This window comes from Rhodospirillales bacterium RIFCSPLOWO2_02_FULL_58_16, assembly GCA_001830425.1.
In the GTDB taxonomy this organism is placed as follows: Bacteria; Pseudomonadota; Alphaproteobacteria; order Rhodospirillales; family 2-02-FULL-58-16; genus 2-02-FULL-58-16.
Map to the genome: position 1 here is coordinate 102,154 of MIAA01000027.1, position 19,035 is coordinate 121,188.

Below are 19,035 nucleotides of genomic sequence, written 5' to 3' on the forward strand. Positions count from 1 at the left end.
CCCACTGGGAAGGAACCATGGCCGAGGCCAACAGCAACAACGGAACGGCCATAACCAGTATTTTTCCGGCGCCCGCGACAAAAAGACGGCCCTCGCGCCGGCAGACATGAACGGCGGCCGGCAGCGTCAAAGCCAACGAGACCCACGCTATATAGGTAAAAGGAACCGCACTGACCGCGCCGACCGTCGTGAACAGCGCCGCCGCCGCCGCCCAGCCGTATATCGGGGCGGCCTCGAATATGAGGTGGCGGGTTCCCACGGCGGCGCCGATTATTGACAGTCCCGCCCACAAGGCTAAAACGGAGAGCAGGACGGAAACCTGCCCGTCGGCGCCGATAAAGTTATGAATAAATCCGTCCATGAATGAGGGTTACTTGCCGGGATTTCGGGCGAAGGCGACCTTGACCATGTCTCCGCCAAGACGATTCATCCGCAAAAACCAGCGGTAATAGGGCGTTATCGACAAGAAGTAGCGGCGGTTCGTATATGTGTCGAAAAACTTCCGCATGACCGCATAGCTGTCCGGGTGCATGAACCAGTCATCGGTCGGATCGGCCACGTCAAAGATCAGCGTCGTGCCGGTTTCCGGGGTAGTCTTTGACCGGGTCAACCCGGCCCGACGCGCCATCATCACCAGGGTGGGATAGGTAAAATTGTAAAGGTGGCCGAAGTGGAACCGCGAGTAGGGCGTACGATTGGGGTTGTAGATGTCAGGCACGGAAACAAACAGTTTGCCGCCCGGCTTCAACCACGAGCGAAAACATCGCAATGCGGCGAGGGGATCGAGAAAATGCTCGACCACATGATTGGCGGTAATCAGGTCGAAACTGCCCTCGTCTATCTCTGCTGTCTGCCACAGCGCCATCCGGATAGGGACGCCGTATTTCTCGACGGCGTAACGGACGAAGCCCTCGTTGGGTTCGATGCCGTGAGCGTCGTAACCCTTCCCGCACATGTAGTTGACGAACTCGCCGCCGCCCGCTCCCACGTCCAGAACCCGGTCCCCGTCTTTAAGCACCCGCTTGATGAACTCATGGCGATGAACGGCACCTCTGGCCCCGCGCATGACGGCTTTCTTCCGGGGCCTGGAATCGCCGTGGTAAAGCCGACGGTAGACCTTGCGATAGAAAACGGCCACCTCTTCCTCGGTCGGCATGGGATTGGTGAACACCAGACCGCAATTTTTGCAAAGGACGGTAAGCAGCTTGTTGCCGTAGCGATCACGGCGCCCGACGATGTCGTGCTCCGTCGAGCCGCAAAGATTGCAGGGGACCGTTTCGCCCTTGAATGAATAAGGCCGCATGCGGGTGAAGGTGGAAACGATGTCGTTGAGCAATTGCACCGGTCAATTTCCCGTGTTGTCCGTCATCAACCTTTATTATGGAGCGGCGCCCGGACTGTCAAACGCCAAAAAAAACGGGACCGCGCTTTGGGCGCGGCCCCGTGTCTTGTAACAGGCTTGCGGGAAGCGGATCAGAAACCCATATCACCCATGCCGCCCATGCCGCCCATGCCGCCGCCGCCGCCCATGTGCGGTTCCTTCTTCTCCGGCCTCTCGGCGATCATCGCCTCGGTGGTGATCAGCAGACCGGCCACGGAAGCAGCGTCCTGCAAAGCGGTTCGCACCACCTTGGTCGGATCAATGATGCCTTCCTTGATCATGTCGCAGTATTCGCCGGTCTGGGCGTTGAAGCCGTAGTTCTTCTTGTTCTTCTCAATCACCTTGCCGGCGACTACCGCGCCGTCGCATCCGGCGTTCTCGGCGATCTGACGCAACGGCGTCTGGAGAGCGCGGCGAATGATATCAACGCCGACTTTCTGGTCGTCATTGGCGGGGATGATTTTAGCCAGCGCCTGAATGGAGAAAAGAAGCGCCACGCCGCCGCCGGCGACTACGCCTTCCTCGACTGCGGCGCGGGTGGCGTGAAGGGCGTCTTCGACACGGTCCTTCTTTTCCTTGACCTCGGTCTCGGTGGCGCCGCCGATGCGCAGCACGGCAACACCGCCCGCCAGCTTGGCCAGACGCTCCTGCAACTTCTCGCGATCATAGTCGGAAGTGGTGTCCTCGATCTGCGCCCGGATCTGGATGCAGCGGGCCTGAATATTCTTTTTGGCGCCGGAACCTTCGACGATGGTGGTCTCTTCCTTGGTGATGGACACCTTTTTGGCGCTGCCCAGCATATCCATGGTGACGTTTTCGAGCTTGATGCCCAGGTCTTCGCTGATCACCTGGCCGGAGACCAGAATGGCGATGTCCTCAAGCATGGCCTTGCGGCGGTCGCCGAAGCCCGGCGCCTTGACGGCGCAAACCTTCAACCCGCCGCGCAACTTGTTGACCACCAGAGTGGCCAGGGCTTCGCCCTCGATATCCTCGGAGATGATGAGAAGCGGACGGCTCGACCGCACCACCGCCTCAAGAATGGGAAGCAGGGGCTGAAGGCTCGACAGCTTTTTCTCATGGATCAGGATGTAGGGGTTTTCCATATCGCAGGTCATTTTTTCGGCGTTGGTGACGAAGTAGGGCGAGGTATAACCACGGTCGAACTGCATACCCTCGACCACATCCAGTTCAGTGGTCAGGCCCTTGGCTTCCTCAACGGTGATGACGCCTTCCTTGCCGACCTTCTCCATGGCTTCGGCGATGTGTTTGCCGATATCGTTCTCGCCGTTGGCGGAGATGGTGCCGACCTGGGCGATCTCTTCGCTGGTGGAAACCGCCTTGGAATTCTTCTTTACGTCGGCGATCACGGCGGTCACCGCCAAATCGATGCCGCGCTTCAGGTCCATGGGGTTCATTCCGGCGGCCACCGCCTTGATGCCCTCGCGGACGATGGCCTGGGCCAGAACGGTCGCCGTGGTGGTGCCGTCGCCGGCCTCATCGGAAGTCCTGGAAGCCACCTCGCGCAACATTTGGGCGCCCATGTTCTCGAACTTGTCGGCAAGTTCGATTTCCTTGGCGACGGTAACGCCGTCCTTGGTGATGCGCGGCGCCCCGAATGACTTGTCGAGCACCACATTGCGCCCCTTGGGACCCAATGTCACTTTGACCGTGTTGGCCAGAATATCGACGCCGGCCAACAAACGCGACCTTGCGTCCGCGCCGAATTTTACTTCTTTCGCTGCCATTTTTCCTGATCCTTACCTTAAAATTGCAAATCTCTATTTGATGATGCCGAGAATGTCGGATTCCTTCATGATCAACAGCTCTTCGCCGTTAATCTTGACTTCGGTGCCCGACCATTTGCCGAACAAAACCCGGTCGCCGGCCTTGACATCAAGGGCGACTATGGTTCCATCGTCGCGCATCACGCCTCTGCCGACGGCGATGATTTCGCCTTCCATGGGCTTTTCTTTGGCGGTATCGGGAATGATGATCCCGCCCTTGGTCTTCTCTTCCTGATCAACGCGCCTGAGCAGAACTCGGTCATGTAGAGGCTTGAACTTCATTGATAACTCTCCATCAACTAACTGAAAACAGACAGCAAAAAACGGCGCGCCGCACCCTGTGCGCCTATTTGCTAGCACTCAACCATCTTGAGTGCCAACGATTTAAGGTCATTGCCGCTTTATGTCAAGGACAAGTGTCCTGAAAACATATCCGGACCTTGAAAAAACGCCCCCCCTGTTTAATAATCCGCTGAACAAATAACAGGACATTGAAATGCCGGCGCCGATTTCCTCGCATAAAGTGCTCATCGTCGATGATGAAATAGCGGGCCTCCAACTCCTTGGGGAATTGCTGCGTGAGGATGCGAACATTATTTCCACCGGCAACGGCGCGGACGCCGTCGCCATCGCCCAATCTGTCCGCCCCGACCTGATCCTGCTGAATGTAGATATGCCGGTAGTGGACGGCTATATGGTTTGCCGGCAATTGAAAGATGACCCCCGGACAAAGGATATTCCCGTTGTCTTCGTCATTTCCGAGGATGCGGAAGACGACATCGCTCCCGGCCTTGAGTTAGGCGCGATCAGTTACATTACCAAGCCCGTTAATCCAGGTCTCGTTAAAGCAAAAGTGAAGAGTCTGCTCGGGCAGTTATCCGGGCTGCCCCCCGTGGCCGAGGTCTTGCCGTCTTCCCGTCCTCCCCTGTTCACCAAACGCCGCGCTTTGATCGGCGTAATGATTATGCTGTTGATTATTATCGGAGTCGGCGGCGTCAAGTTACTCAAAATGTTCCCTACGCCGGCGGCGGAAACTGCCGTGACCCAGGCCCCGGAACCGATAGCCCCTCCGAAACCGGAACCGGCCCCGGAACCAATGCCGGAACCGACTCCTGAACCGACTCCTGAGCCGACGCTGGAACCGGTAAAAGCGGAAACGGACAGCGTAAAGGAATCTGTATGCGGGTCCATCCCCGAGGTTCCCTGGTGGGGAAATGTTACCCATGATTATGTCGTTCGTTACGTCAACGACAAACACAAAGGAAATTGGGAGGAATATATTAATAAATGGGACCAACAACGGCTTAAAATGTCGGAGGCGCTGGACAAGGGTTCGAGCGCCCTGGCCAGGGACGGAACCCGCCTGGAAGGCGACGCCCTCAAGGAGTATGTTGATAAATTAAATGCGCGCATGGAAGTCGTCCGTTGTCTGGCCGAAAAAGAGCGAACAAGGGCAGCCGAGTAACCGGGAACGCTCCCCCGTAAAGCATTTGTTAATTTCTACCCCTTATATTTTATGGTGCTTGGATGTCGCTCGGGCAGAAGTCCCGGGAGCATCCGATAAAATTGACAGTCAACCCAAGAATGGGAGCGCCTGGGATGTTAAACGGACAGAACGCCGCTATGATCGGCAAGTATCACCAATATATGATCAACTTTCTCCGGGCTGCGGATCGCTCTTTCAGCCCGGCGCAATCGGCCGTCTATAAGCGATATGCGAAAAGGATGGCCAACCTCATCAGCGATCTGCAAAAAGCCGCCTGACCGGCTATATTTATCCGGCTCAAACGGATTCCTTGCGTCTGCGCATTGCCGCGCCCGGCATTAATGGTCTAAAAAGCATTTCCCTTACTTTCGGAGATGACCATGGCGGCGCACCAATACTCCTATGTTATGAAACAGCTCACCAAGACGTTCCCCGGCGGGCACGAAATCTTGAGAGGCATTACCCTTTCCTTCCTCCCCACCGCCAAGATCGGCGTCCTCGGCGCCAACGGCGCCGGCAAGTCAACGCTGATGAAGATTATGGCCGGAATGGACCATGACTTCGGCGGCGAGGCGTGGGCGGCGGAAGGCGTGCGCGTCGGTTATCTGTCCCAGGAGCCGGAACTGAACCCGAAAAAGAATGTCGAGGGCAACGTCATGGAGGGACTGGGCGAGATCAAGGAACTGCTGGATAAGTTCAACGAAATCAGCGCCAGGTTCGCCGAGCCGATGGACGACGACGAAATGAACGCCCTGCTTGCCGAACAGGGCGACCTCCAGGAAAAGATCGACGCCTGTAACGGCTGGGAGCTGGAACGCACTATCGAGATGGCGATGGATGCCTTGCGCTGCCCCCCCGGCGACGCCGATGTCACCAGGATTTCCGGCGGCGAGCGCCGCCGCGTCGCCCTGGCCCGCCTTCTGCTGCAACGCCCCGATATCCTGATGCTGGACGAGCCTACCAACCATCTGGACGCCGAATCGGTGGCCTGGCTGGAACGTTTTCTCAAGGACTATGAAGGCATGGTGATGATAGTCACCCATGATCGTTACTTTCTTGACAACGTCACCGGCTGGATTCTTGAACTGGATCGCGGCAAGGGCATTCCTTACGAGGGCAACTATTCATCCTGGCTGGAGCAGAAGATGAAACGTCTGGCCCAGGAAGAACGTGAAGAAAGCGCCCGTCAGCGCGCGTTGCGCCACGAACTGGAATGGATTCAGGCCTCCCCCAGGGCGCGTCAGGCCAAAAACAAGGCGCGCATCACCGCCTACGACGACCTGCTGTCCAAGGCCCAGAACCAAAAGATGGGAGCGGCGCAGATCATCATCCCGCCGGGACCGCGCCTCGGCGATCTGGTGATCGAGGCCGAATCCTTAAGCAAAGGCTACGGCGACAAGCTGCTGATAGATAATTTGAACTTCAAGCTGCCGCCGGGCGGCATCGTCGGCGTCATCGGCCCCAACGGCGCCGGCAAGACGACGCTGTTTCGGATGATCACCGGCCTGGAAACCCCCGACAGCGGCTCCTTGCGCCTCGGCGAAACGGTGAAACTGGGCTATGTCGATCAGTCCCGCGATTCGCTGGATAATTCCAAAACGGTGTGGGAAGAAATCAGCGGCGGCCACGAAGAGATCGAATTGGGCAAGCGCAAAATGCAAAGCCGCGCCTACGTCGCCCAGTTCAACTTCAAGGGCGGCGACCAGCAAAAAAAGGTGGGGCAGCTTTCCGGCGGCGAACGCAACCGGGTACACCTCGCCAACATGCTGAAGTCAGGGGCTAACGTGCTGCTGCTGGACGAGCCGACCAACGATCTGGACGTGGAGACCTTGCGCGCCCTGGAGGAAGGTCTGGGCGATTTCGCCGGCTGCGCCGTCGTCATCAGCCACGACCGCTGGTTCCTCGACCGTCTGGCTACCCACATTATCGCCTTTGAAGGCGACTCCAAGGTGGTGTGGTTCGAGGGCAACTATAATGACTACGAAACCGACAAACACCGCCGCCTCGGCTCCGACGTCGATCAGCCGCACCGGATCAAATACAAGCCGCTGACGCGGTAAAGATGGAGCAAAACAAGCAAATCCTTGATACTATTCCGGCATTGTGAGAGCGCGGACGGGAAAGAACGGCGGCGATGAGCGACAAGCGGGTTTATATCTATGACTGCACCCTGCGCGACGGAGCGCAAACCCAGGGCGTGGATTTCAGCGTCGCCGACAAGGAAGCCATTGCCGGCGACCTCGACCGCTTGGGCGTTGATTACATCGAAGGCGGATGGCCGGGAGCCAATCGCACCGACGACGCCTTTTTCGCCGCGCCGCCGAAGCTGAAGACGGCCAGACTTTCCACCTTCGGCATGACCCGGCGCCATGGGCGCAGCGCCGAAAATGATCCCGGATTTAACGCCCTGCTGACGACCCCGGTCAGGACCGTCTGCATTTTCGGCAAGACCTGGGATTTTCATGTTGATCTTGCCCTCGGCATCACCCCTGAGGAAAACATCGCCTTGATCGATGACAGCATCCGCTTTGCCGTCAAGCGGATGGACGAAGTGTTATTCGACGCCGAGCATTTCTTCGACGGCTACAAGGCCGATCCCGAATTTGCCGTGAACTGCATAAAGGCGGCTTTCGCCGCCGGAGCGCGCTGGATCGTCTTATGCGACACCAACGGCGGAACCATGCCCGATGAAATCGAGCGTATCGTCGGCGAGGTCGTTCGCCACATTCCCGGCAACCGGCTGGGCATCCATTGTCATGACGATACCGGCAACGGCGTGGCCAACAGCCTTGCCGCCGTGCGCGCCGGCGTCCGTCAGGTGCAAGGCGCCCTCAACGGCCTCGGCGAGCGGTGCGGCAACGCCAATCTGGTTTCCATTATCCCTTCGCTGATGCTCAAGATGGGGTTTGAGACGGGAATCGGAGCGGACGCCCTCAGCCGTCTGACTCACCTCTCCCATGTGCTTGACGAGCGGCTGAACCGGGCGCCCGACCGCGTGGCCCCGTATGTGGGAAAATCGGCTTTCGCCCACAAGGGAGGAGTCCACGCCTCGGCGGTGGAGAAAGACCCCCGCAGCTACGAACATATCGATCCCGAACTGGTCGGCAATCACCGCCATATCGTCGTTTCCGATCAATCGGGGCGCTCCAACATCCTGGCCCGTTTCCGCGAAATCGGCATAAAAATAGACCCCGACGATCCTCGGCTGGCCGAGCTGGTGGAAATGGTCAAGGGACGTGAATTTGACGGCTACGCCTATGACGGCGCCGAGGCCAGCTTCGAGCTTTTGGCGCGCCGGGCGCTGGGGAGCATTCCCGAATACTTCAGGTTGAGCAGTTTCCGCGTCATTGATGAGCGGCGCTGGAACGCCAAGGGCAAGCTGATCACCCTGTCCGAGGCTACCGTCAAGATGCGGCTCAACGACCAGACCTTCATGGCGGTGGCCGAAGGCAACGGGCCGGTCAACGCCCTTGACGCGGCGCTACGCAAGGTGCTGCTGCCGCTCTATCCGCAACTCGAAGACTTGCGGCTGGTGGATTACAAGGTCCGTATCCTGACCCCCGGCGACGGCACCGGCGCCGTAACGCGGGTGATGATCGAATCTGCCGATAACCACGGCGAACACTGGTCAACGGTGGGAGTCTCCGCCAACGTTATCGACGCCTCCTACAACGCGCTCCGCGACAGCATTGTCTACAAGCTGTTCCGTGACGCAGCAACCCCGGATAACGGGAAAGGCAATGGCTGAGGCCGTGGCCGGAAAGCCGATCATCGGACGGCTGCCGAAAAGGATCGCGGCGGAAACCGCCAGGGATCACGGCTTGTCGATCATTCTTGTCCATCCTCAACTGGGCGAGAATATCGGAATGACCGCCCGCTCGATGCTCAACTGCGGGCTGATCGACATGCGTCTGGTCAAGCCCCGCGACAACTGGCTCAACGATAAAACGACGGCGGCGGCGGTCGGCGCCGATATCGTTCTGGAACGCGCCCAAGTGTTTGAAACTATTGAACAGGCGATAGCCGACCTGCAACTCGTCTATGCGGCGACGGCGCGCCGTCGGGATATGACCAAGGAAGTCGTGACGCCGCGCAGCGCCGCCCTTAACATCCGGGAAACAACAGGCAAAGGCGGGCGCTGCGGGGTGATCTTCGGACGCGAGTCCTACGGCCTGAGTAACGATGACGTAGCCTTGGCCGACGCCGTTTTGATGGTTCCCCTCAACGCGGCCTTCTGCTCGCTGAATCTGGCTCAATCGGTGATGCTTGTCTGTTACGAATGGTTCCAGGCCGGCGACGCGACGCCTGAATCGGTCCTCGCCATGCCGAGAAGAACACGCCTCGCCACCAAGGAAGAATTGATCGGCATGTTCAAACACCTGGAACAGGAACTGGATGAGTGCGGATTCCTCCGGGTCAAGGAAAAACGCCCGAGCATGGTGCAAAATCTCCGCAACATTTTCCAGCGGGCCGGCATGACGGAACAGGAAGTGCGCACCATGCGCGGCGTCATCAGCGGATTAACGATGAAGCAAAAATAAGGTAGAGTAGGGTAATCGCTCGAAGAAGGTTGATCCTGATTTCACCGTCATGCCCGTGCTTGTTACGGGCATCCACGTCTTGTTTTCAGGTTCCGGCGCGAGGAAAAAACGTGGATGGCCGGATCAAGTCCGGCCATGACGATTTTGCGTATGTGTGACGTCAACGGTCAATGTCAATGACCTTTGGCATAACCGCGTCCCTCCTTCACCAGTTCCTTTTTCGACAGCTTGCCGATCATCGTTTTGGGAAGTTGGGAGCGGAATTCCAGGTGGTCGGGCATTTCGATAGGGGATAGTTTATCCTTGAGGAAAGCCAGCAGTTCCTCGGCGGTCAGGCTTTGCCCGTCGCGCAGCTTGACGAAAGCCTTGGGGGCCTGCCCCCGATAGGTGTCCGGCACGCCGATCACCGTTACTTCCTCCACCGCCGGGTGCAGATAGACGGCGTCTTCGATGACGCGGGGATAAACATTGTAGCCGCCGCACAGGATCAAATCCTTTATGCGGTCGATGAGGAAGGTATAGCCTTGCTCGTCCATATAACCGACATCGCCGGTGTGCAGGCGGCCATTGACGATATCGTGCGCCGTCGCTTCCGGTTGGTTCAGGTATCCGGCCATGACTTGCGGCCCGATGACGCAGACCTCGCCCTTCTCGCCCGCCCCCAGCGCCTTGTCCCTGTCGTCCATGTCATGAATCTCGATGATGGTTCCGGGCAGAGGCAGACCGATAGAGCCTTCCTTGACGCTGCCGAGGGGATTGCAGGCGACTACCGGCGAGGCCTCGCTGAGGCCGTAGCCTTCCACCAGCTTACAGCCGGTCAGAGCCTCAAAGGTGCGCTTGACCTCGGCGGGCAGCGGGGCGCCGCCGGAGACGCAATACTTGATCGACGACAAATCAAAACCGCCGATGTCGGGAGCGGCGTTGATGGCCGTGTACATGGTGGGGACGCCGGGGAACATGGTGGGACGTTTTTCATTGATGGTTTTCAACACCTGCTTCAACTCGAAACGGGGCAGCAGGATCAGTTCGGCGCCGGCGGCGATGCCGGTATTCATGACCACGGTCATGGCGAATACATGAAACAGGGGAAGCGCTCCGAGGAACCTCTCGGCGCCGTCCTCCATGCCGTGGAGCCACCGGCGCACCTGGCAGGCGTTGGCGACCAGATTGGCATGAGTGAGCATCGCCCCCTTGGGACTGCCGGTGGTGCCGCCGGTGTATTGCAGCACGGCGATGTCGGTTTCGGGGTCAATGTCGGCGGTTTTTATCCGTCCGTCGCCCATTGTAAGTTCATTGAAGGTGAAATGGGCCGCGTCGTCGCGCAAACCGATGACCTCGCTTCGCCTGAAGATGGAAAACATGATGCTTTTCGCCATGGGCAGGATGTCGCTCATCGGGCAGACGACGATTTTTTCCAGCGATGTTTCCGCCGTCATGGCCGCCACCTTGCCGTAAATCTGCTTGAGATCGAGAGTAACCATGATCGAAGTGGCCGAGTCGGCGATCTGATGGGCCAGTTCCCGTTTCGCGTAGAGGGGATTGTAGTTGACCACCGTTCCGCCGGCCTTGAGCACGGCGAAATAACAAATAACGTAATAAGGGGTATTGGGCAGGCACAGCCCGACCCTGACCCCCCTGGCGACGCCCAGCCGCCTGAAGCCGGCGGCGGCCCTGTCGATCAAGTCGCCGATCTGGCGGTATGACCAAACCCTGCCCAGAAAATCGATGCACGGATTATCGGGAAACCTGGAAAGGGATTTATCAAACAGGGCGAACAGGGGAACAGACGGCAACGGCTCGCGCCAATCAACGCCCGGCGGGTAATCGGCAAGCCAGGGATGGTCAACGACCGTCAAGCCTGATCCTTTTCCGGTTCGATAACTTCAAAGTCGTGAGTGATCTCGGCGGTCTTGTTGAGCATCATCGAAACCGAGCAGTATTTCTCCGCCGACAGGTTTACCGCCCGCTCTACCTTGTCCGGGCTGAGGCCGCGACCGCTGACGATAAAATGAACATGAATGCGGGTGAAAACCCTGGGATGGCTTTCGCTTCTTTCGCTGTCTATCTCGACCACGCAGTCTTTCACCGGCTGGCGGGACTTTTGCAGGATGTCGATAACGTCAAAACATGTGCAGCCGCCCAGGCCGAGCAGCACCATCTCCATCGGCCTGACCCCCAGGTTGCGTCCGCCGGCCTCCGGCGCGCCGTCCATCACTACCGAATGACCGCTTCCCGATTCGCCGAGAAAGGTGCGGTCCTGCACCCACTTGATCCGTACTTTCATGCTTATCCGATTCTGCCCATCACATAATCACGGGTGCGCTTGTCGCGGGGTTCGGTAAATATCTTGCTGGTGTCGCCCTGTTCCACAAGATGGCCGATATGGAAGTATGCCGTCCTTTGCGAGACACGCGCCGCCTGCTGCATGGAATGAGTAACGATGATGATGGTGTATTTTTTGCGAAGCCTCTCAAACAGTTCTTCGATTCTGGCGGTGGCGATGGGGTCCAGCGCCGAACACGGCTCGTCCATCAGAAGCACCTCCGGCTCGATAGCGATGGCCCGCGCAATGCACAAGCGCTGTTGCTGGCCGCCGGACAGACTGGTGCCCGGCGCTTTCATGCGGTCGCGCACCTCGCCCAAAAGACCGGCGTTATCCAGGCTCTTGAAAACGATTTCATCCAATTCGTCTTTGTTGCGGGCCAGACCGTGGATGCGCGGCCCGTAAGCAACGTTATCATAAATCGACTTGGGAAACGGATTCGGCTTCTGGAAGACCATGCCGACACGCGCCCTTAACTGCACCGGATCAACGTCGGGACCATATATATTCTCGTTATCAAGTATAAGCTCGCCCTCAACGCGGCATCCCTCGATGACATCGTTCATACGGTTGATGCAACGGATGAAGGTGGACTTGCCGCAACCCGAGGGGCCGATCAACGACGTTACCTGATTCCGGAAAATATCCAGTTTGATGTCCTGAAGAGCCTGCTTGTCGCCGTAGAACACATTGACGCCGCGAGCGCTTATCTTGACGGGGGTGGAATTCACGAGATCATCCTTGCTTAAAAACGGGCCGAAAACCTGGGATCTATCGTCGGTTAGGTCTTCTTGTACAGGATTTTTCAGCGCCGGTAACGTCATTATCTTTCCCCTTTTACCAGCGAATCTCGAACTTTTTGCGCAACACCACGGCTGCCATGTTCATCAACAACAAGAAAACCAGCAGCACCAGAATGGCGGCGGCGGTCTTTTCCTCAAAGGCGCGCTCCGGACTGTCCGCCCACAGAAACACCTGAACCGGCAAAGCCGTAGCAGGGTCGAGCAGGCTGTGGGGAATATCGACTATAAAGGCGACCATGCCGATCATCAGCAGCGGCGCAGTCTCGCCCAGCGCCCTGGCCAAGCCGATGATGGCGCCGGTCATTACGCCGGGCATGGCCAGCGGCAGGGTGTGATGAAACACCGTCTGCAACGGACTGGCGCCGACGCTTAACGCCGCCTCGCGTATCGACGGCGGCACCGCCCTCAGCGCAGAGCGCCCGGCGATGATGATGGTGGGCAGGGTCATCAGCGCCAAAACCATGCCGCCGACCAGCGGCGCCGAGCGCGGCAAATGGAAGAAGTTCAGAAAAATCGCCAGCCCGAGCAACCCGAAGACAATCGACGGCACGGCGGCAAGATTGTTGATGTTGACCTCGATGAACTCGGTCCAGCGGTTCTTGGCGGCAAACTCCTCAAGATAAACCGCCGCCATTACGCCCAAAGGCAAAGCCAGCGCCAGACAAACCACCATGCTGAAAATCGACCCCGTCAGCGCCGTGGCGACGCCGGCCAGTTCCGGCTCACGCGAGTCGCCCGAGGTGAAGAAGGCGGCGTTGAACTTCGTCTCCATCCGCCCCTTGCCGCTTAGAGTCTTGATCCAGATCAGTTGCCTGTCGCTAAGTCGCCGGTTTTCGGTCAGTCCTTTCTTGAAGGCCATGTCCACGTCATCAGAGGCGGGAACCCATACGATTACGGTTTTACCGACGATCTTCGGATCATCAACAACCATCCGGCGCAACTCGTGGGCGGCGCCGTCGCTGACCAGTTTGTAGAGTTGTAGTTTGTCGCCGCGCTCGCTGACCTCGGGGAAATCCTTCCTCAGCGCCGCCTTGACCAAACCGGCGTAGTCGGCGCCGGACACCAGATCGGGGTCCACAGCGATCTCCAGTCGCACCACGGTTTGTGAAAAAGCCCCTGCCCCCTTGATGATGATCGAGGTGAACATAACGCCGAGAAACAACAGGCCGGAACAGATGGCGGCCACCCCGAAGAACCTGAACCGTTTCTCGGCGCGGTGGCGGCGCGGCATTCCTTTTTCAATGTGTTCAACGTTACTCATATTGTTCACGATACTTCTTGACGATTTTGATGGCCGCAATATTGAGAACCAGCGTCACCAGAAACAGCAGCAGCCCAAGGGCAAAAGCGGCCAAAGTCTTGGCGCTGTCGAATTCCTGGTCGCCGGTAAGCAGGGTGACGATCTGAACGGTGACCGTGGTCACCGCCGCCAGGGGATTGATGGTCAGGTCGGCGCTAAGTCCGGCGGCCATGACTACGATCATCGTCTCGCCGATGACCCGCGACGCCGCCAGCAACATGCCGCCGGCGATGCCGGGCAGGGCGGCCGGGATCACCACATGGATGATCATCTCGGAGCGCGTGGCCCCCAGACCGAGCGCCCCTTCCTTAAGGGACAGCGGCACGGCAACGATGGCGTCATCGGTAATCGACGAGACGAAGGGGATGGTCATCACCCCCATCACCAATCCGGCGGCCAGGGCGCTTTCCGATGAAACGGAAAAGCCGATCGCCTCGCCGCCCTGCGTTAATAACGGCGCCACCACGATGATGGCGAAAAAGCCGTAGACGACGGTAGGGATGCCGGCAAGGATTTCCAGGGCCGGTTTAATGACGTTGCGCAGTCGCGGATCGGCGTATTCGGCCAGATAAATGGCCGAATAAAGGCCGACGGGGGCCGCCACGGTCAGGGCGACGGCGCTGATGAGAAGGGTGCCGACGAAAAGCGGAACAGCGCCGAAAGCGCCGCTGGCGCCCACCTGATCGGCGCGGATCGCCGTCTGCGGCGACCAGTGTAGACCGAACAGGAAATCGGTAACGGGAATGATCTGAAAAAACCGCACCGATTCAAAGACCAACGACACGACAATGCCGATGGTCGTCAAAACGGCGACCGTGGAGCCGGCGAACAACAAAGCAATGATCGCCCGCTCCACGGCCTTTTTCCTTGGCGACGCCGCCTTTAGCGACCGGGGAGGATCGACGGCGTCGCTCGGGGAGGAAATGCTACATGACGAGGTTGGCAAGGGCCTTGACCTTCTTCCGCCAGTCGTCACGTTCCTGCTTGGACATCGGGATCAGCCCCTTGTCGGCGAGGTAGCCCTCGTCGCCCCAGGTCTTGTCGCTGGTGAACTCGTTAATGAATTCGCGGATGCCGGCGACCTTATCCATATGAGCCTTCTTCACATAGAAGAACAACGGCCTTGATATCTTATACTTGGCGGCGGCGATGTTCTCAAAGGTCGGAGCTTCGCCGTTAATGACGCTGCCCTGCACCTTGTCGGCATTCTGCGCAAGGAAGCTGTAGCCGAAGATGCCGAGCGCTTTCAGATCGGCGGCCAGCTTCTGGACGATCAGGTTGTCATTCTCGCCGGCCTCGATAAAAGCGCCGTCCTCGCGGATGGTGTGACATACGGCCTTGAAGGCCTTCTCGTCACTCTTGCTCAAGGCGCCGAGATGCTCAAAGGTCTTGCATCCGCCTTCCATCGCCAGTTCGACGAAGGCGTCACGGGTGCCGGAGGTGGGCGGCGGGCCGAGGACATGGATAGCAACGTCAGGCAGGTCCTTGTTCACCTGCTTCCACGTCTGATGGGGATTTGGCCGCATCTTGCCGTCTTCGGCGGGTATGTCTTTGGCCAGGGCCAGATAAACGTCGCGGAGCGTGAGATTGAATGGTTTCGCCTTCATGGAATTGGCGATGACGATGCCGTCGTAGCCGATCTTCACCTCGACGATCTCGGTGACGCCGTTACCGGCGCACAGTTTCACCTCGGAGTCTTTGATGCGCCGCGAAGAATTAGCAATATCGGGATGTCCGTCGCCGACGCCGGCGCAAAACAATTTCAGACCGCCGCCGGAGCCTGTGCTCTCAATAATCGGGGTCTTAAAGGAGGAGGTCTTGCCGAACTGCTCGGCGACGACGGTGGAGAAGGGAAATACGGTGGATGACCCGACGATGCGGATCTGATCACGAGCCTCGGCAACGCCGCCAAAAGCAACGGTGGCCAAGGCCGCAAGAACGAGGGGTTTTCTAAACATGGAAATTACGCCTTTTCCGGTTCAATATATTAGGGACACTAGCAGGCGGGTAATTCCTTTTTATGACTCTAATGTGAACCTTTTATGAAATGCGGCGCCGGATGTGGATAAATGCGATAATGAATACGATATATGATTCTTGAATATCTTGAATATTCAAGGCATGTCGGGTTCAATGAAATTGCGCTTTACCGGATTTAGATCAAAGGAACTGAAAGATATGGCAGACGCCAGTAACAGGATAATTATTCAGATAAGCGGTCCGGAGAATGCGGGAAAAACAACCATCGCCATTTTATTGGAGCGCTTTCTCGAAAGCCACGGCGCCAACGTACACCTGCAAGCGCAACATCAACTAGCAAAAAAGACTCAAAAAACGACGGACGAACTCGCCAAAAGACTGCAAGGGGTGGACGTTCTGATTATGGAAATGCAAACGGCGCCCATCAGAAGCATCTGACAGAGGGATTGGCGCGCCCGACAGGATTCGAACCTGTGACCCCCAGATTAGGAATCTGGTGCTCTATCCTACTGAGCTACGGGCGCTTGAGTTTGTTGAATTTGCCTGATTGCCCGATGATGCGCAATAGGATGACGCCGATCCCGCGACGTCGTATTTTTTCGAGCAACGAAAGCAACTCATGAAACTTACCTTTATCGGCGCCGTCAAAACCGTTACCGGATCGAAGACGCTGGTCGATATCGGCGGCCGGAAAATCCTTGTGGATTGCGGCCTGTTTCAGGGCCTCAAAGAATTACGTCTGCGGAACTGGTCCCCTTTGCCGGTCTCGCCGAACGATATTGACGCCGTCGTGCTTACCCACGCCCATATCGATCATTCCGGTTATATCCCCGTGCTGATCAAGAAAGGTTTCAAGGGGACTGTTTACGCAACCGAGGCGACGCGGGACCTCTGCGACATCCTTCTGCCCGACAGCGGATTCATACAGGAGAGAGAAGCCGAATCGGCCAACAAGCACGGATATTCCAAGCATCATCCGGCCTTTCCCCTTTATACCCGATCCGAGGCCAAGGCATCCCTCAAGCATTTCCGAATAGTTCCGTTCGACGAAGCTCACGACCTCGGCGCCGGACTGAAGCTGACGTTCAAAAACGCCGGACATATTCTGGGAGCGTCCCAGGCGCGTCTGGAGCATAAAGGACGCAGCATCCTTTTTTCCGGCGACCTCGGCCGGTATGATGACCCGATTTGCGTTTCGCCCGCTCCGGGAGGCGCGGCGGACTATCTGGTGGTGGAATCCACTTACGGCGACCGCCTTCACGCCGCCGATAACCCCGAGGAAATGCTGGCCGAAATCATCAAACGAACAGCCGCTCGCGGAGGAACCGTGTTGATCCCGGCCTTCGCCGTAGGCCGGGCGCAGACCATAACGTACCACCTCAACCGTCTCATGAAAGCCGGCCGCATTCCCCATCTGCCGATTTTTCTCGACAGCCCCATGATGATCGACGCCGGCGATTTGTTCAGACGGCATCAATCCCTGCATCGCCTCAGCGAGAAGGAAACTGATCAGACATGCAATATCGCCAGGCATGTGCGCGACGTCGAAGAATCAAAGGAGCTGAATTCAAACCATATGCCCAAGGTGTTGATCTCGGCGAGCGGGATGGCAACCGGAGGAAGGGTGCTGCACCATATCAAACACTTGGCTCCGAACTTCAACAACACCATCGTTTTCACCGGATTTCAGGCGGCGGGAACTCGCGGCAACGCCATGATAAACGGCGCGGCGGAAGTGAAAATTCATGGCCGGCAAGTGCCGATCCGGGCGGAAGTGGCGAATCTGGAAATGTTGTCGGCTCACGCCGATGCCGACGGCATTATGACCTGGCTCAAAACCTTTGAGCATCCGCCCAAAAAGACCTTCATCAACCATGGCGAATCCCAGGCGGCGATAGTGCTGCGCCGGCGGATCGAAAAGGAACTCGGCTGGTCCTGCCTAATGCCCGACTATCTCGACGAGGTGAAATTGCAATGAACGGTCAGACGGCGAACGACGAGCCGCAGCCGCAGGTGGAACTGGCGTTGGGGTTGTTTAGCGAGAAATAGGAACCCATCATATCATTGACGAAATCGAGGCGGGCGCCGGCCACCAATCCCAGCGACATGTCATCGACCACCACCTTGACGCCGTTTTCCTCGAACACCCGGTCATCATCGTTGATCTTGTCGTCAAGCGAAAATCCGTACTGAAACCCCGCGCAGCCGCCGCCGGAAACCGAGACGCGCAACATCATGGCGGCGTTGCCTTCCTGCGCGATGAGTTGGGAAATACGCTCGGCGGCGCTCTCGGAGACGCCAAGACCCCGTTTCCCGGAGGTGGTCGCGGTTTCGCTCATTTCAAATCCCTGCCTGTCTTAAATCTTGTCCACAAATGATGTACTCCAATATCGGGCTTTGTCAAATCACCCCCGTTGATTCTGCTTGCGCAGCCGCGCCGCGACGACTATCATTTCGTCAAGCAACGAAATGATATAATGGTGCAAATTGATCGAAACCTTCGAAATTGTCGCCAAGGCCGTTGCCGATCCCAGCCGGGTCCGCATTCTGAAACTGCTTGAGGGCGGGGAGTTGTGCGTCTGCCAAATCACGGCCGTTCTTCATCTTGCGCCGGCGACCGTGTCGAAGCATTTAGCCCTGCTGAAGATGGCGGGGCTTCTACAGCAAAGGCGTAACGGAAAATGGGTCTATTACCGGCCGGCCGAGGGCGAGATGAACCTTTATGTGCGCCCCTTCCTGACGCTGGTTCGTAAATCCCTGAATAATGATCCGACCGTTGTTGAAGACCGGCGTCTGTTGACTCATGTCAATTCCATTACGCTTCAGGTTCTATGCGATCAGGGGAAAACCCGTCGCGGGAAACGGATATGAATGGAAGAATTTGGAACGTGCTGGTCCTTTGCACCGGCAACAGCGCTCGAAGCATTATGGCAGAAAGCCTGATTAACCGCCTGGGCGGCGGCAAGTGGCAGGCGTACAGCGCAGGAAGCCATCCCGCCGGAACGGTCAATCCGCACTCCCTCGAACTGCTCAAGGAGAAGGGCTATGCGGTCGAAGGGCTGCGTTCAAAATCCTGGGATGAGTTCGCCAAGCCCGATGCGCCCGAGATGGATATTGTCATCACGGTCTGCGACAACGCCGCCGGAGAGACTTGTCCCCTCTGGCCCGGCCGTCCCGCCAGGATACATATTGGGTTTCCGGATCCCGTCTCAGCCCAAGGCGCACATGAGGAGCGACTGGAACAATTCCGCAAGGTTTACGCCATGATCGAGGCGAAGATGCGAAGACTGATCGAACTCGGCCCCGAACGGGCAGGGGAAGTCTGATGCCGGCGCATGGCCGCCGGGATTCCTGAGCTGGTCCTGAAAAATCGGACAGGGTGTTAAGGTGTATTCCACCGGATAAAGGAGGAATACAAAATGACGACGAGACGACGG

At 57.9% G+C, this 19,035-nt stretch carries 17 protein-coding genes, 1 tRNA gene and 2 pseudogenes (1 of these 20 only partly in view); 8 read left to right on the forward strand and 12 right to left on the reverse strand.

What is annotated here, in order from left to right:
- The 4 genes and pseudogenes from A3H92_08605 to A3H92_08620 form a co-directional block, all read right to left on the reverse strand.
- Positions 1 to 361 (reverse strand): annotated as a pseudogene (locus A3H92_08605) (hypothetical protein); it reaches 1,484 nt to the left of the window's first position.
- A gap of 9 nt (positions 362 to 370) precedes the next feature.
- Entirely contained in the window at positions 371 to 1,336 is a 966-nt protein-coding gene (locus A3H92_08610) for a hypothetical protein (GenBank protein OHC74848.1), read from the reverse strand.
- A gap of 137 nt (positions 1,337 to 1,473) precedes the next feature.
- Positions 1,474 to 3,126, reverse strand: a complete 1,653-nt coding sequence (locus A3H92_08615) for a chaperonin GroL (protein OHC74849.1) — start codon at positions 3,124 to 3,126, stop codon at positions 1,474 to 1,476.
- A 33-nt stretch (positions 3,127 to 3,159) separates the two neighbouring features.
- Positions 3,160 to 3,447, reverse strand: a complete 288-nt coding sequence (locus A3H92_08620; GenBank protein OHC74850.1) for a co-chaperone GroES — start codon at positions 3,445 to 3,447, stop codon at positions 3,160 to 3,162.
- A gap of 214 nt (positions 3,448 to 3,661) precedes the next feature.
- Between A3H92_08620 and A3H92_08625 the strand changes: the two genes are divergently transcribed.
- The 4 genes from A3H92_08625 to A3H92_08640 all read left to right on the forward strand — a co-directional run bounded on the left by A3H92_08625 (position 3,662) and on the right by A3H92_08640 (position 9,192).
- Positions 3,662 to 4,630 carry a hypothetical protein gene (locus A3H92_08625; protein OHC74851.1) on the forward strand — a complete coding sequence of 323 codons (969 nt, stop codon included), beginning with the start codon at positions 3,662 to 3,664 and terminating at the stop codon, positions 4,628 to 4,630.
- 401 nt (positions 4,631 to 5,031) lie between these two features.
- A complete protein-coding gene (locus A3H92_08630; protein ID OHC74871.1) occupies positions 5,032 to 6,711 on the forward strand; it encodes an energy-dependent translational throttle protein EttA in 1,680 nt (559 codons plus the stop codon).
- A 74-nt stretch (positions 6,712 to 6,785) separates the two neighbouring features.
- The gene (locus tag A3H92_08635) at positions 6,786 to 8,399 is read left to right on the forward strand and encodes a citramalate synthase (protein OHC74852.1); all 1,614 of its coding nucleotides are present in this window, start codon (positions 6,786 to 6,788) and stop codon (positions 8,397 to 8,399) included.
- A 31-nt stretch (positions 8,400 to 8,430) separates the two neighbouring features.
- A complete protein-coding gene (locus A3H92_08640) occupies positions 8,431 to 9,192 on the forward strand; it encodes an rRNA methyltransferase (GenBank protein ID OHC74872.1) in 762 nt (253 codons plus the stop codon).
- Between the two features lie 173 nt (positions 9,193 to 9,365).
- Here the strand turns inward: A3H92_08640 and A3H92_08645 are convergent, their stop codons facing one another.
- The 6 genes and pseudogenes from A3H92_08645 to A3H92_08670 form a co-directional block, all read right to left on the reverse strand.
- A complete protein-coding gene (locus A3H92_08645; protein OHC74853.1) occupies positions 9,366 to 11,048 on the reverse strand; it encodes a dicarboxylate--CoA ligase PimA in 1,683 nt (560 codons plus the stop codon).
- Entirely contained in the window at positions 11,045 to 11,476 is a 432-nt protein-coding gene (locus A3H92_08650; protein ID OHC74854.1) for a peroxiredoxin, read from the reverse strand. The genes A3H92_08645 and A3H92_08650 overlap by 4 nt, the downstream gene beginning before the upstream one ends.
- A 2-nt stretch (positions 11,477 to 11,478) precedes the next feature.
- Entirely contained in the window at positions 11,479 to 12,246 is a 768-nt protein-coding gene (locus tag A3H92_08655) for a phosphate ABC transporter ATP-binding protein (protein ID OHC74873.1), read from the reverse strand.
- A 106-nt stretch (positions 12,247 to 12,352) separates the two neighbouring features.
- A complete protein-coding gene (locus A3H92_08660; GenBank protein OHC74855.1) occupies positions 12,353 to 13,579 on the reverse strand; it encodes a phosphate ABC transporter, permease protein PstA in 1,227 nt (408 codons plus the stop codon).
- Positions 13,572 to 14,504: pseudogene (locus tag A3H92_08665) on the reverse strand (phosphate ABC transporter permease subunit PstC). The gene A3H92_08660 and the pseudogene A3H92_08665 overlap by 8 nt, the downstream one beginning before the upstream one ends.
- A gap of 40 nt (positions 14,505 to 14,544) precedes the next feature.
- Entirely contained in the window at positions 14,545 to 15,576 is a 1,032-nt protein-coding gene (locus A3H92_08670) for a phosphate ABC transporter substrate-binding protein (protein ID OHC74856.1), read from the reverse strand.
- A 175-nt stretch (positions 15,577 to 15,751) separates the two neighbouring features.
- Here A3H92_08670 and A3H92_08675 point away from each other — a divergent pair, with 175 nt between their 5' ends.
- Complete coding sequence (locus A3H92_08675) at positions 15,752 to 16,036, forward strand: hypothetical protein (GenBank protein OHC74857.1); 285 nt, start codon at positions 15,752 to 15,754, stop codon at positions 16,034 to 16,036.
- Positions 16,037 to 16,045: 9 nt separating this feature from the next.
- Here A3H92_08675 and A3H92_08680 read toward each other — a convergent pair.
- A tRNA-Arg gene (locus A3H92_08680) sits at positions 16,046 to 16,122 on the reverse strand.
- Between the two features lie 95 nt (positions 16,123 to 16,217).
- On the opposite strand from A3H92_08680, the gene A3H92_08685 reads away from it, so the two are divergent.
- The gene (locus A3H92_08685; GenBank protein OHC74858.1) at positions 16,218 to 17,576 is read left to right on the forward strand and encodes an mRNA 3'-end processing factor; all 1,359 of its coding nucleotides are present in this window, start codon (positions 16,218 to 16,220) and stop codon (positions 17,574 to 17,576) included.
- A 4-nt stretch (positions 17,577 to 17,580) separates the two neighbouring features.
- Here A3H92_08685 and A3H92_08690 read toward each other — a convergent pair whose 3' ends face one another.
- Complete coding sequence (locus A3H92_08690; protein OHC74859.1) at positions 17,581 to 17,937, reverse strand: heme biosynthesis protein HemY; 357 nt, start codon at positions 17,935 to 17,937, stop codon at positions 17,581 to 17,583.
- A gap of 148 nt (positions 17,938 to 18,085) precedes the next feature.
- Here A3H92_08690 and A3H92_08695 point away from each other — a divergent pair, with 148 nt between their 5' ends.
- Positions 18,086 to 18,469, forward strand: a complete 384-nt coding sequence (locus A3H92_08695) for a transcriptional regulator (GenBank protein OHC74860.1) — start codon at positions 18,086 to 18,088, stop codon at positions 18,467 to 18,469.
- Entirely contained in the window at positions 18,466 to 18,924 is a 459-nt protein-coding gene (locus A3H92_08700) for a protein-tyrosine-phosphatase (GenBank protein OHC74861.1), read from the forward strand. Before A3H92_08695 ends, A3H92_08700 begins: the two co-directional genes overlap by 4 nt.
- Positions 18,925 to 19,035: the final 111 nt, after the last annotated feature.

What these genes read in the sequence shown, in the direction of transcription:
- A3H92_08615 (OHC74849.1), bottom strand. Translation starts at nt 3,126, where the DNA reads ATGGCAGCGAAAGAAGTAAAATTCGGCGCGGACGCAAGGTCGCGTTTG.
- A3H92_08620 (OHC74850.1), bottom strand. Translation starts at nt 3,447, where the DNA reads ATGAAGTTCAAGCCTCTACATGACCGAGTTCTGCTCAGGCGCGTTGAT.
- A3H92_08625 (OHC74851.1), top strand. Translation starts at nt 3,662, where the DNA reads ATGCCGGCGCCGATTTCCTCGCATAAAGTGCTCATCGTCGATGATGAA.
- A3H92_08630 (OHC74871.1), top strand. Translation starts at nt 5,032, where the DNA reads ATGGCGGCGCACCAATACTCCTATGTTATGAAACAGCTCACCAAGACG.
- A3H92_08635 (OHC74852.1), top strand. Translation starts at nt 6,786, where the DNA reads ATGAGCGACAAGCGGGTTTATATCTATGACTGCACCCTGCGCGACGGA.
- A3H92_08650 (OHC74854.1), bottom strand. Translation starts at nt 11,476, where the DNA reads ATGAAAGTACGGATCAAGTGGGTGCAGGACCGCACCTTTCTCGGCGAA.
- A3H92_08660 (OHC74855.1), bottom strand. Translation starts at nt 13,579, where the DNA reads ATGAGTAACGTTGAACACATTGAAAAAGGAATGCCGCGCCGCCACCGC.
- A3H92_08670 (OHC74856.1), bottom strand. Translation starts at nt 15,576, where the DNA reads ATGTTTAGAAAACCCCTCGTTCTTGCGGCCTTGGCCACCGTTGCTTTT.
- A3H92_08675 (OHC74857.1), top strand. Translation starts at nt 15,752, where the DNA reads ATGAAATTGCGCTTTACCGGATTTAGATCAAAGGAACTGAAAGATATG.
- A3H92_08685 (OHC74858.1), top strand. Translation starts at nt 16,218, where the DNA reads ATGAAACTTACCTTTATCGGCGCCGTCAAAACCGTTACCGGATCGAAG.
- A3H92_08690 (OHC74859.1), bottom strand. Translation starts at nt 17,937, where the DNA reads ATGAGCGAAACCGCGACCACCTCCGGGAAACGGGGTCTTGGCGTCTCC.
- A3H92_08700 (OHC74861.1), top strand. Translation starts at nt 18,466, where the DNA reads ATGAATGGAAGAATTTGGAACGTGCTGGTCCTTTGCACCGGCAACAGC.